Origin of the sequence: Winogradskyella ouciana, assembly GCF_009709615.1 — a bacterium.
Lineage (GTDB): Bacteria > Bacteroidota > Bacteroidia > Flavobacteriales > Flavobacteriaceae > Winogradskyella > Winogradskyella ouciana.
This window is the reverse complement of record NZ_WJYA01000004.1, coordinates 627,174-640,240: the sequence shown is the minus strand read 5'-3', so window position 1 is coordinate 640,240 and position 13,067 is coordinate 627,174. Positions and strand designations below refer to the sequence as shown.

Here is a 13,067-nt window from a genome sequence, read left to right as displayed (position 1 = left end):
TGTATGCTTAGAGAAAACCAAAGACGTTTTAAATTTGATTGGCTAACTATCATCTTATTCTTATTACTGGTTGGTTTTGGGTATCTCAATATCTTATCGGCATCGCATGATGGCGATATCGTCAATTACTTTGACACCTCACAACTTTATGGAAAACAGCTTATTTTCATAGGTCTCACATTTGTGCTCATCGTACTGATTCTCTCTTTTGAAGCCAAGTTTTATGAACGCTTTGCCAGTATCATATATCTCGTCGCACTATTGGCATTGATGGGTTTATTTTTATTCGGCAAAGAGATTAATGGCGCACGCTCGTGGTATGCCATTGGCAGCATGACTCTACAACCTAGTGAGTTTGCCAAATTTGCTACAGCTTTGGCAGTTGCCAAGTATATAAGTGATCTACAGACTAATATGCAAACCCTAAAAGACCAATTACGGGTTGTTGCCATCATATTTGTACCAGCACTATTGATACTACTTCAAAATGATGCAGGTAGTACTATTGTTTACCTTTCGTTTTTCTTTGTTTTTTATCGAGAAGGCCTGCAACAAATCTATCTTATTGTAGCATTATCATTGATAATATTGGCAGTTCTGGCATTGAAATTTGGTATGGTGACAACTGCTATGGCCTGTTTAATTGTTTTGGGACTACGATATTTTTTAAGAAAAAAGAAAAGAGCGTCTATTCTGCAATATTTGCTTGTCTTGGGCGTAGCTATAGGATTTTCTTATGGTGTAAAATTATTTTACGAGCATGGTCTAAAAGTTCATCAACAAAACAGAATCAGTCTTTGGTTACGACTGGAAAAAGACCCAGTGAAACTAGAGCGGATGAAAAAGGATGAAGCCTATAACCTCATCCAATCCGAACAGGCCATAAGTTCTGGTGGATTAACAGGAAAAGGATTCTTACAAGGTACCAGAACCACAGGTAAATTTGTACCTGAACAAGAAACCGATTATATATTTAGCACGGTTGGTGAAGAATGGGGTTTTTTGGGTAGTAGTTTTGTAGTCTTGGTATTTGTGCTTCTTATTATTAGGGTCCTGTATTTGGCAGAATCACAAAAGTCACAATTTAGCCGTGTCTATGGTTATGGTGTGGCTTCTATTCTCTTTGTGCATTTTACCATTAATATTGGTATGGTTATGGGCTTAATCCCTACGGTTGGTATTCCTCTACCTTTTTTTAGTTATGGTGGCTCAGGACTTTGGGGCTTTACAATTCTACTGTTTATCTTTATAAAGTTAGATAGCAATAAGATTAACGAATGGTAAATAAAAAAAGGCCACTAAATTAGTAGCCTTTTTTTTTATTAATTGTCAAAATTTACTTAGTTCACTTTAAACTATCTAAACTTGTTTTAATTGTTTCTATCTTAGCCAGTGCATCCGCTTCTTTCTTTTTCTCAGATGCTACAACTTGCTCTGGTGCATTATTTACAAAACGCTCATTAGACAATTTTTTCTGAACAGACTTAAGAAAACCTTCTGTGTAATTTAATTCTTCAGTTAATTTTTTAACCTCTGCTTCTACATCGATGCTACCTTCCATCGGAATAAAATATTCGTTGGATTTTACTCTAAATGTCAACGCACCATCGACTGCTTCCTTTACATAGTCGAAGCTTTCTAAATTACCGAGTTTAGCGATAACCTCATCAAAAGTTGAAGCTTCATTTTCATTATTAACAACAGAGAAACCAATAGCATCCTTGAAGGCTATATTCTTTTGCTTTCTAATGTTTCTTATACCAGATACAACCTCGCTTGCAAAATCAAACTCAGAAATCAATTGTTCATTGATCAGTTTTTTCTCTGGCCATCTTGAAACTATCAGAGCATTTTCAGGAGAGCGTTCTTCTATATACTGCCAAATTTCTTCAGTTAAGAATGGCATAAAAGGATGAAGAATACGTAAGAGGTTTTCAAATATAGATATAACCTCTTCCAAAGTTTTCTTATCAATAGGCTGTTGGTAAGCAGGCTTAACAATTTCCAATAACCAAGATGCAAAATCATCCCAAATCAGCTTATACGTTGCCATTAAGGCATCGCTCAATCTATATTTACTAAAGTGATCTTCAATCTCTACAATGGTCTTTTGAAATTTAGCTTCAAACCATTCGATAGCAATTTTACTTGAGTTCGGTTGGGTGATATTATTATCAACTTCCCAACCTTTAATCAATCTAAAGGCATTCCAAATTTTATTAGCAAATTGCTTTCCTTGTTGGCATAAGGCTTCGTCAAACATCAAATCGTTTCCTGCGGCAGAACTCAGTAATAATCCAACACGTACGCCATCTGCACCATATTCTTCAATCAACTTTAAAGCATCGGGAGAATTTCCTAATTGCTTAGACATTTTTCGACGTTGCTTATCTCTCACCAATCCTGTGAGATAGACATTTTCAAAAGGTTTTTCGTCCTTATACTCATAACCTGCAACAATCATACGAGCCACCCAAAAAAATAGAATATCTGGTCCTGTTACCAAATCGTTCGTTGGATAGTAGTACTTTATGTCTTCGTTTTCTGGATTTCGAATACCATCAAATACACTCATTGGCCATAACCATGAGCTGAACCACGTGTCTAGTGCATCAGTATCTTGTGTTAGGTCGTTGGTTGTTAGTTGCTGATTGTTTGTTTTTTCTCGTGCTAATTTTAAAGCATCTTCTTCATTCTCAGCAACAACAAAATCTTCTTTGCCATCACCATAGTAATAAGCAGGAATTTGCTGTCCCCAAAGTAATTGACGAGAGATATTCCAATCCCTTATGTTCTCCATCCAATGACGATAGGTGTTTTCAAACTTTTTTGGAAACAATTTAACCTCATCATTCTTTAACACAGCATCTATAGCTGGTTTAGCCAAATCTTCCATCTTTAAAAACCACTGGTCACTTAGACGAGGTTCGATGATCGCTTTGGTACGTTCGGAAATTCCAATACGATTGGTATAATCTTCAATTTTATTAATCTGCCCTAAGGATTCCAACTCTTTAACTATCGCTTTACGAGCTACAAAACGGTCTTGTCCTTGGAAATGCAGACCATAACTATTTAAGGTTGCATCATCATTAAAGATGTCTATAACCTCTAACTTATGCTTATCACCAAGAACCTTATCATTTTCGTCGTGTGCTGGTGTTACTTTTAAACAGCCTGTACCAAACTCTACATCTACATAGTCATCCTCTATAATAGGAATAACACGATTACAAATTGGTACAATCGCTTTTTTACCCTTAAGGTTTTGATGTCTTGGGTCTTCGGGATTAATACAGATGGCCGAATCACCTAAGATGGTTTCAGGACGTGTTGTGGCAATAGTCAATGTCTCATCGCTTCCTTCAACTTTATAATTGACATAGTATAGCTTTCCTTGTTTTTCTATGTACTCAACTTCTTCATCAGACAAGGTTGTTTTTGCTTCTGGATCCCAATTTACCATTCTGTAACCTCTGTAAATGAGTCCTTTATTGTATAGGTCTACAAAAACTTTGATTACCGCTTCAGACATATCGTCATCCATGGTAAATTTGGTTCTGTCCCAATCACAAGAGCAGCCCAATTTCTTTAACTGTTCTAGAATGACTCCACCATACTCTTCTGTCCAATCCCAAGCATGCTTTAAAAACTCCTCGCGAGATAAGTCATTTTTATCAATACCTTCCGCTTTTAACTTAGCAACAACTTTAGCTTCGGTTGCAATAGAAGCATGGTCTGTACCTGGTACCCAACACGCATTTTTGCCCAATAATCTTGCACGACGTATTAACACATCTTGTATGGTGTTATTAAGCATGTGACCCATATGTAATACTCCAGTAACATTTGGAGGAGGAATTACAATGGTGTAGGGCTCTCTTTCATCTGGTGTTGAGTGAAAATAACTGTGCTCCATCCAGTAGTCATACCACTTCTTTTCTACTGACAGCGCATTATATTTTGATGGGATTTCCATATTTTGGTATCGTTTTTGCTAAGTAACTGACAAAAGTACTTATATTTCTTTTTTTGAAAAATTATTAGGTGATTAATATGCGCTTAAAGCCTTAAATACTGTTAAATACAGTGCATTACATCTAATTAATTTTGAGGAGAGTTAAAAAGTAAGTAATTTTGATAGTATCAATTTAAAAATTTAAATGATGAAAAATTTAATAGCAATTTTATTTGTAGGTCTAATTAGTCTGGGATCTTTTGCACAAGAGAAAAAAGTAGCAAAAATTGAATTTAAGACAGACGTTATTGATTATGGTACAATTGAAAAAGGTGCTGACGGAGTAAGAACTTTTGAATTTACCAACACTGGTAATGCTCCATTAATAATCTCTAGCGTAAAATCTACATGTGGCTGTACAGTGCCTAAAAAGCCGAAAGGACCAATTATGCCAGGAGAAACAGGTGAAATTGAAGTAAAATATGACACCAATAGAGTAAATCCTATTAGAAAGACTATTACTGTTATCTCTAATGCTGAGACACCTACAGTGGCTCTTAAGATTAAAGGTTTGGTAGTAGACCCAGATAAAACAAGTGTCTTAGAAAAGAAAAACAAAAGCGTGGTTGAGCAATAAGCCTCAATCTTATAATAGAATTATGAGCTCTCATTCTGAGGGCTCATTTTTTTTGAAGGCATTGTCTAACTTAAACTTAAATGTTAAGGTTTCACCGTTTCGAGCTGCTTTTAGCTTAATGCTCTTCCCTGTTTTGCCGTGAAAAATCTCATTGATTTCTGGCAACTTATAATCAAAGACCTCTTTACCATTAATACTAATGATAATATCACCGACTCTTAAACCTGATGCATACGCGTTAGACGATTTTCTTAATTCCACCACCTGGTATATGGGTTTTAATACCACTCTATGATTTATAGAAAAATCGATTTGTATCGCATTTTTATTGTTTGGGCTAAGTTTATCATTCGAGGGCACCCTAATCTGTTCTTTTACAAACATGGTTCCGTTATGCTCTAAGACTATTCCGCTGTTGTTGTAAGTAAAAGGATCTTTAAAAAAACTATTCTTTCGTAGATGCAATTTATTATTGGCATAGTCAAAAAAGAGGTTGAAGCGCTTCAAAATTTCGCCTCCCAAACTGCCTTTTCTACCTCTGTATATTTTGCTCAGATCAATGGAGATTGAATCTGGAAAAGCCACATTAACATCGTTCAATTCAAAATTATTTAACTCAAATTTTTTGATTTTAGACCGTTTCCCATAAACCGATCCGCTAAGTCCTTTGCCTAAATAATCAACAAAAAACATATCCTTATTTGGTTTTATACTATCATCCTCAAATAACCACAATGCGTCGCTACTACCAGTATCTATGAGTAATTTTACAAGTTTTTCATTGCCATCTAGTGTGATTTTAGATTCTACATATGGTTTTTTTCTATGAATCTCAACAGGAATCGTTTTCCACCTTTTTGAAGTTTTTGGTTTAAATGAGTTCGGTTTGTATAATCTTATATATTTTGAATTATAGTTAATCTCTACAACAAAATCCTTAAAAACATCATAACCGATAATACCATGAACCAAAACACCTAGTCTTGGCGTAAAATTTATGGTATTATCAAACACCACATACAAATCCTGATTGTTACTTACCGCATCACCGATCTTAAACCTATTATTACTAGATCTTAAAGCTTCAAGTTTTCCATCAGCACCTAAACCATGTAGATAAAAAGTTTCTGTATTTTTTAAATCTAAAGAATCTCGCTCCGTTAAATTGAAAAGAATAGGTTTACTCACACCAGTATCTAACACAAATGATAAGGTTACGCCGTTTATCTCAATTGGGATGATAATTAGGTTACTCGTAAATTCGAAGTTTATTTTTTTACTAGTATCATTCTTTAAAAAGAAATTGTCTTGGGCACTCAATAACCAACCACTTAGACTAAAAAAACATAAAATTATATTTTTAAAAAGTCGTTTCAATTTTGATTCAGTTTAATTGAAGTTACAAATCTTTACCTTACGACTTATTTTAAGCGTTATTTTTTACATAAACTTTAAGAAATTTCAGAACTTAGCGCTTTAAAACTACAACGATGCCAAAAATTTCAAGAAAAGGTATTAATATGCCAGAATCTCCAATTAGAAAATTGGTACCTTATGCTGAAGAAGCTCACAAACAAGGAAAAATAGTTTATTACCTTAATATCGGTCAGCCAGATATAAAAACTCCCACAATTGCATTAGATGCAGTAAAAGTGCATTCATTGGATATTTTGGCCTATTCACGCTCAGAAGGTTCTGAGGATTATAGAAGGAAAATAGCAAAATATTATGAGCGTAACTCAATACACGTTACCCATAACGACATTATTGTTACAACGGGAGGAAGTGAAGCGCTTTTATTCGCTTTTGGAAGTATAATGGACGAAGACGATGAAATTATAATACCTGAGCCATTTTATGCCAATTATAATGGGTTTTCAACAGCTTCAGGAGTTAATGTTGTTCCTGTGATCTCAAAAATTGAAGATAATTTTGCCTTACCTCCTATTGAAGAGTTTGAAAAGTTGATTACACCAAAAACCAAGGCTATACTAATTTGCAATCCAGGGAATCCAACCGGTTACCTGTATTCAAAAGAAGAGATTAAAAAACTAACTTCGATAGTTAAAAAGCACGACCTGTTCTTAATTGCAGATGAGGTATATAGAGAATTTGTCTATGATGGCATCTCCCACTATTCTATTTTACAAGAACCAGGACTAGAAAATCATGCTATAGTCATCGATTCTGTTTCTAAACGTTACAGCATGTGTGGTGCTCGTATCGGGTATTTGGTTTCAAAAAACAAAGAGGTCATTAAAACGGCTTTAAAGTTTGCCCAAGCTAGATTAAGTCCACCTACACTGGCACAAATTGCAAGTGAAGCAGCTTTGGAAACCCCACAAAGCTATTTTGATGATGTTATTGAAGAGTATGTTAAGCGAAGAAACATTCTCATAGAAGAGTTAGAGAAAATTCCAGGTGTAAAAGTAGCTAAACCCAATGGCGCATTTTATTGCATTGCTGAACTGCCTGTGAAAAATTCTGATGATTTTGCACGTTGGCTTTTAGAGTCTTTCGATTACCAAAACAATACTATAATGGTTGCACCCGCAGCTGGTTTTTATTCAACACCTGGTGTTGGCAAAAATCAAATTCGTATTGCGTATGTATTAAATGAAGAGAGTTTAAGAATTGCTGTAAAAATATTGGCAGAAGCACTAAAAGCTTATAAAGACTAATGACCATAGAAAAAAATGTTTCATTAAAACCTTTTAACACTTTTGGCATTGATGCAAAAGCGACTTCTTATTGTAATATATCTACAGTAGAAGAGCTTAAAAGCATTTTAGAACAGCAATATAAAAATCCATTTTTTATTCTTGGTGGTGGGAGTAACATGCTTTTAACAAAAGATATTGAAGCTTTGGTACTTCATATAAATCTAAAAGGTATTACAGTTGAAAGTGAAACTGATGATAAGGTAATTGTAAAGGCTATGGCTGGTGAAAACTGGCATGATTTTGTTCTTTGGTGCTTAGATAATAATTATGGTGGAATAGAAAATTTATCGCTTATTCCAGGAAACGTTGGTACAGCACCTATTCAAAACATCGGAGCTTATGGTGTGGAACTCAAAGATGTTTTTGTGAGTTGTGAAGCCATGCATGTAGAAAGTCAAACCCTAAAAACTTTTACCAAAGAAGATTGTAAATTTGATTATAGGGAATCAATCTTTAAACAAGAACTAAAAGGAAAATACATTATAACAAGTGTAAATTTTGAGTTAGGCAAAACCAGCCATAAATTACATATGGATTATGGCGCTATAAAGGATCAATTGAAACTTTCGGGTGTTACCAATCCAACAATCAGCGATGTATCTGAAGCCGTCATTGCCATAAGACAAAGTAAATTGCCAGATCCTAAAGAGATAGGTAATAGTGGGAGTTTTTTTAAAAACCCTATTATTTCAAAAGCCCAATTTGAAAAGCTTAAGAAAAACTTCCCTGAAGTGCCTTCTTACAAGGTTTCTGATGAAAGTATAAAAGTGCCTGCGGGCTGGCTTATTGAAAAAGCTGGTTTTAAAGGTAAACGCTTTAATGATTATGGTGTTCACAATAAACAAGCTCTAGTACTAGTTAATTACGGCAACGCAAAAGGAAGTGATATTTATGATATGGCTCTTTTAATTAAAAAGACAATTAAGCACATTTTTGATATTTCTATTGAAACTGAGGTCAATATTATATAAACAAAAAGCCACAAATTAAATTGCGGCTTTTTAATTTAGAATAATTTTTTAAAATGCTATTAACCAATCTCTCAAGGGAGAAAACTATTCTAACTTATTATGTGCTATTAACCTTGTAAGGCCTAATTACTTATATTTACGTCTGTAAATCCTTTTTGGACGTTACATAAACTAAAAACACTAAGATTTTAACATTTTGAGTATTACACCTACAGAGCAAAAAATAATTGATTTCCTTAAAGAAGGAGATAAACGTGCTTTAAACCTGCTCTATGAAAATTATTCCAGTAGTTTATATGGTGTAATTTTAAAAATTACAATAAATGAGGAAATAGCTGAAGATGCCTTGCAAGAGACTTTTATAAAAGTCTGGAAAAACGCTCATAAATATGACTCAAGCAAAGCAAAATTATTCACTTGGTTATTCCGTATTGCGAGAAATACTGCCATAGATAAACTCAGAAGTTTTAATAATCGCTACCAGAAAGAAGTCCAAATTGATACTTCAAACGTATATATCTTACCAACAAGCAATTTAAACCAAGATGTTATGGATATTAAAGAGCATGTTGGACGATTAGAAGAAAAGTACCAAATTGTGTTAGATGCCCTGTTTTTTCAAGGTATGACACAACAGGAAGCGAGTGATGAATTAGATATTCCGCTTGGTACTATTAAATCTAGATTAAAAATAGGTTTGCGCGAACTTAAAAAAGTTTACGACCCTTAAAATATTTATTATGGAAACAAAATTACATAGTTTTTTAAATTCTAACTTACTGAATAAGTATTTAGTAGGTGAGACTTCCAGTGAAGAAACTAAGGAAGTAGAATATTATATTAATAACTTCCCAGAAGCTGCCAAAGCTTATGATAAGTTGCAGTATAATTTAGAACTTATTGCCAAGGCAGGTGCCGTTGATGTGCCAAAAAATGTTTTGGCAAATATCTTAGATGCTTTGGAAGAGTCTAATGACACAAAGGTTATTCAGTTGGTCCAAAACAGAAAGACACCTTGGTATAGCATTGCCGCTAGTGCAGCAGCTATATTATTTGCAGTGACATCATTTATGTTATATCAAAAAAATCAAAATTTATCTAACGAGAATAATGTTGTCGTTGATGAAATCTTTGATCTAAGAAGTGATATTGAAAACAACAATGCTAAACTAGATGAGTTATCTAGAGAGCTAAACAAATTGAACGATCCGGATGCAAGAAAATATGTTATCAATGGTAATGACCGTGCTAAAGATTTAAAAACTGTAGCATATATCAATCCTGTTGAAAAAACATCTATGATTGATGTGATAACATTACCTAAATTGCCAAAAGATCAGCATTATGAAATTTGGGCTGAGCTACAAGACAGAATGGTTAATTTAGGTATTTTGGACGAGTCTGATCGTAAATTGAGACCAATACCATACATGGAAGATGCATTGGCCTTGAGTATTAAAATTGGTAACAAAGGAGATGCGAACAACACCACCGATACTGAGGTAGCAGAGGTATCTTTAAAAGAAAAAGAATAACAGAAGTTGCTATCATAAATAAAAAAGGCGCATTTAATCAAATGCGCCTTTTTTAATGAGGTTGGCAAGATATGATTTATAACTTATTAGCAAAAGCATTATCTTTGCATCAAATTGATTCTTCTTAATGAAATTACTACTTATAACACTAGGATTATTAGCCTTGGCAATAGCGGGTATAGCCATAAAACTATGGGCAAAAAAAGATGGTGAATTTGCAGGTACTTGTGCCAGCCAAAACCCAATGCTCAATAAAGAAGGGGAAGCTTGTGGTTTTTGTGGAAAAACTCCAGATCAATTTGAAGATTGTAACGAACCTCAACATTCTTAATCCTTAATGAGTTTTACAATACTATTCTTTGCTTTTTTAGTAATAGTATGTATTCAAATTGCTTATTATCTCACTTTTCTTTTTTCGTTCTCTATTAAACGAGTGGAGGTTCGCTTAAAAAAGCATATCCCTGTTTCTGTAATAATTTGTGCCAAAAATGAAGCTGAAAATCTACAGCGCAATCTTCCCTTAATTGCAGAGCAAGAGTATTCAGATTTTGAGATTGTTTTGGTTAACGATAGTTCTTCTGACGAAACCCTAAGTGTCATGGAGAGGTTCAAAAAACATCATAGCAATATTAAAATTGTTGATGCCAAACCCATCGAAGCGTTTTGGGGAAATAAAAAATATGCGCTAACACTGGGCATAAAAGCTTCAAAACATAATTTTCTGGTTTTTACTGATGCGGACTGCAGACCAAATTCCAGTAAATGGCTACAGCACATAAGTAGTAAGTTCTCCAATCAAAAAGCAATAGTGCTAGGCTATGGAGCTTATGCTAAAAAGCGATTTTCTATATTAAATAGCCTTATCCGTTTTGAGACTGTGTTTACCGCATTACAATACTTTTCATACGCAAGTCTAGGGCGAGCTTATATGGGAGTCGGAAGAAATATGGCTTACAGAAAAGAATTGTTCTTTAACAACAACGGTTTCAATGGTCATATGGCCATTAAGTCTGGAGATGATGATCTATTTATAAACGAGGTTGCTGATAACAAAAATACTGCAATTTGTGTCTCTAAAGAAAGTTTCACCGTTTCAGAGCCTAAAACCTCTTTTAAAGATTGGATTTTACAAAAGCGAAGACATATCAGTACTGCTAGTCTGTACAAAAGCAATCATCAAATTCTATTGGGTTTGTTTTACACTTCCCAGCTCCTATTCTTGATTTTAGGCACACTACTACTCTTAATTGGTTATAATTGGCTATGGGTAGTAACACTTGTTGTTTTACGTTATATCGTTCAGCTTGCAAGCTTTGGGTTGGCTGCTAAAAAACTTAATGAAGTTGGTCTTATCTTTCTTACCCCTTTTCTAGAATTATTTTTAATTAGCACACAATTAAGTATATTTATTGCTAACCTTATATCTACACCCAAACATTGGAAATAAAAGACGCGATTAAAAAAGCTAAAGAGAATGACCAGATTGCGTTCAATTTTTTACTAGACACCTTTTGGAATGATGTTTATGCCTTTCAATTAAAGCGCACCCAAAATGAAAATGATGCTGAGGATATCACCATCCAAACCTTTTCAAAGGCTTTTGACAAGATAGACACTTACAATGAAGACTATAAGTTTAAAACGTGGCTGATTACAATATCAAAAAACATCCATATTGACCTGGTAAGGAAACAGAATAGAACAATTAGGAATACATCAAAAGATGATGAGGACCATTATCTAGAAATTATTGATGATTCGCCTACACCTGAAGACAAAATCATTACGGAACAAAATCTTGCCAAGCTACTTAGGGATATAAAAAAACTCAAACCGCATTATCAAGAAGTGATTAACCTAAGGTACTTTCAAGAACTCAGTTACAAAGAAATTTCAGAAGATCTCAACGAACCTATCAATAATGTTAAGGTAAAGCTTTTAAGAGCAAAAAAACTTTTGGCAGCCATTATTACTAAATCCTAATGCTTTCAAAATTAAAAAAACTAGGTCCAGGACTATTATTTGCAGGTGCAGCAATAGGAGTATCGCACTTGGCACAATCCACAAGAGCTGGAGCCGATTTTGGTTTAGGCCTACTTTGGGCACTATTACTGGTTAACTTATTTAAATATCCGTTTTTTCAATTTGGCCCTAGATATGCGTCTGCTACTGGCGAAAGTTTATTGGAAGGTTATCGTAAACTAGGTAAAGGCATACTAATAGCTTATTTTATTTTGAGCCTTGCAACTATGTTTACTATTCAAACTGCGGTAACTATAGTAACAGCTGGGTTGGCAAATTCCCTATTTGGAGATATAAGTTTTTTAAATTTTGGCATTCAAAGTATAGACAGTGTTGAAATTTGGACAGTTATCATTTTAACCATTTGCTTATTAATACTCTTTTTAGGCAAATACAGTACTTTAGACAAGCTCATAAAGGTTATAATCGTTACCCTGACCATTAGTACATTAGTTGCAGTGTATTTTGCTTTTACCGAGTTTGAAGCTTCAGTTTCCTTAGTTCAAATTTTACCTGAAAGTAAAGTGGAAATTGCATTTTTAATTGCCTTTATGGGTTGGATGCCAGCTCCTTTGGATATTTCCGTATGGCATTCCATTTGGGCTATAGAAAAGAAAAAGGACGAAGGTACATTTTCGCCCAAAAGTGCATTACTCGACTTCAATATTGGTTACCTAGGAGCTATAATTTTAGGTATAGCATTTGTTTGCCTTGGTTATTTTGTAATGTTTAACTCTGGTGAAACCTTTAGTGATAAAGCTGCTGTTTTCTCAAATCAGCTCATTGATTTATATACCAAAAGTCTAGGTAATTGGGCCTATATCATTATCGGAATTGCAGCATTAACCACCATGTTTAGCACTACCATAACCACACTAGACGCCTCACCTAGAGCAATGTCCAAAAGTGTAGATTTATTATTTGACAAACCAAAAAAGAATGGCTATTTGTTCTGGATTTTAATTTTAACCACAGGAACACTTTTTATCTTTTTCGCTTTTGCCTCAGAAATGGGATTGCTTATAAAAATCGCAACAATTCTGTCATTTGTCACCGCACCTTTCTATGCCATTATCAATTACAAATTAATAGCCAGTAAGCACACACCCAAAGCATGGAGACCAAGTATATACCTTCATGTTTTATCATGGATGGGCATACTGTTTCTTATAGGATTTAGCATTTGGTATCTAACCACTTTGTAGGCTGTTTTAATTTATT

General features: G+C 34.2%; 12 protein-coding genes. 10 read left to right on the top strand and 2 right to left on the bottom strand.

The window, feature by feature from the left end:
• Positions 1–3 precede the first annotated feature (3 nt).
• Entirely contained in the window at positions 4–1,284 is a 1,281-nt protein-coding gene (gene rodA, locus F1003_RS06815; RefSeq protein WP_155088455.1) for a rod shape-determining protein RodA, read from the top strand.
• Between the two features lie 61 nt (positions 1,285–1,345).
• On the opposite strand, the gene F1003_RS06810 is transcribed toward rodA, so the two are convergent.
• Entirely contained in the window at positions 1,346–3,979 is a 2,634-nt protein-coding gene (locus tag F1003_RS06810) for a valine--tRNA ligase (RefSeq protein ID WP_155088454.1), read from the bottom strand.
• Positions 3,980–4,166: 187 nt separating this feature from the next.
• Here F1003_RS06810 and F1003_RS06805 point away from each other — a divergent pair, with 187 nt between their 5' ends.
• Complete coding sequence (locus F1003_RS06805) at positions 4,167–4,595, top strand: DUF1573 domain-containing protein (RefSeq protein ID WP_155088635.1); 429 nt, start codon at positions 4,167–4,169, stop codon at positions 4,593–4,595.
• 30 nt (positions 4,596–4,625) lie between these two features.
• Here the strand turns inward: F1003_RS06805 and F1003_RS06800 are convergent, their stop codons facing one another.
• Positions 4,626–5,915 carry a pepsin/retropepsin-like aspartic protease family protein gene (locus F1003_RS06800; protein WP_235898282.1) on the bottom strand — a complete coding sequence of 430 codons (1,290 nt, stop codon included), beginning with the start codon at positions 5,913–5,915 and terminating at the stop codon, positions 4,626–4,628.
• Positions 5,916–6,085: 170 nt separating this feature from the next.
• Here F1003_RS06800 and F1003_RS06795 point away from each other — a divergent pair, with 170 nt between their 5' ends.
• From F1003_RS06795 to F1003_RS06760, 8 genes are all read left to right on the top strand, one after another.
• Positions 6,086–7,276, top strand: coding sequence for a pyridoxal phosphate-dependent aminotransferase (locus F1003_RS06795; protein ID WP_155088452.1), 1,191 nt, complete (start codon positions 6,086–6,088; stop codon positions 7,274–7,276).
• On the top strand, positions 7,276–8,289 hold the full coding sequence (murB, locus tag F1003_RS06790; protein ID WP_155088451.1) for a UDP-N-acetylmuramate dehydrogenase: 1,014 nt from the start codon (positions 7,276–7,278) through the stop codon (positions 8,287–8,289). Before F1003_RS06795 ends, murB begins: the two co-directional genes overlap by 1 nt.
• A 196-nt stretch (positions 8,290–8,485) precedes the next feature.
• Positions 8,486–9,019 carry an RNA polymerase sigma factor gene (locus tag F1003_RS06785; RefSeq protein ID WP_155088450.1) on the top strand — a complete coding sequence of 178 codons (534 nt, stop codon included), beginning with the start codon at positions 8,486–8,488 and terminating at the stop codon, positions 9,017–9,019.
• Positions 9,020–9,029: 10 nt separating this feature from the next.
• Positions 9,030–9,824, top strand: a complete 795-nt coding sequence (locus tag F1003_RS06780; RefSeq protein ID WP_155088449.1) for an anti-sigma factor domain-containing protein — start codon at positions 9,030–9,032, stop codon at positions 9,822–9,824.
• Between the two features lie 127 nt (positions 9,825–9,951).
• Positions 9,952–10,155 (top strand): membrane or secreted protein, encoded by a 204-nt coding sequence (locus F1003_RS06775; RefSeq protein WP_155088448.1) that lies wholly within the window; start codon positions 9,952–9,954, stop codon positions 10,153–10,155.
• Positions 10,156–10,161: 6 nt separating this feature from the next.
• Positions 10,162–11,271 (top strand): glycosyltransferase, encoded by a 1,110-nt coding sequence (locus F1003_RS06770; protein ID WP_155088447.1) that lies wholly within the window; start codon positions 10,162–10,164, stop codon positions 11,269–11,271.
• A complete protein-coding gene (locus F1003_RS06765; protein ID WP_155088446.1) occupies positions 11,262–11,807 on the top strand; it encodes an RNA polymerase sigma factor in 546 nt (181 codons plus the stop codon). Before F1003_RS06770 ends, F1003_RS06765 begins: the two co-directional genes overlap by 10 nt.
• The gene (locus F1003_RS06760) at positions 11,807–13,051 is read left to right on the top strand and encodes an Nramp family divalent metal transporter (RefSeq protein ID WP_155088445.1); all 1,245 of its coding nucleotides are present in this window, start codon (positions 11,807–11,809) and stop codon (positions 13,049–13,051) included. Before F1003_RS06765 ends, F1003_RS06760 begins: the two co-directional genes overlap by 1 nt.
• Positions 13,052–13,067 lie beyond the last annotated feature (16 nt).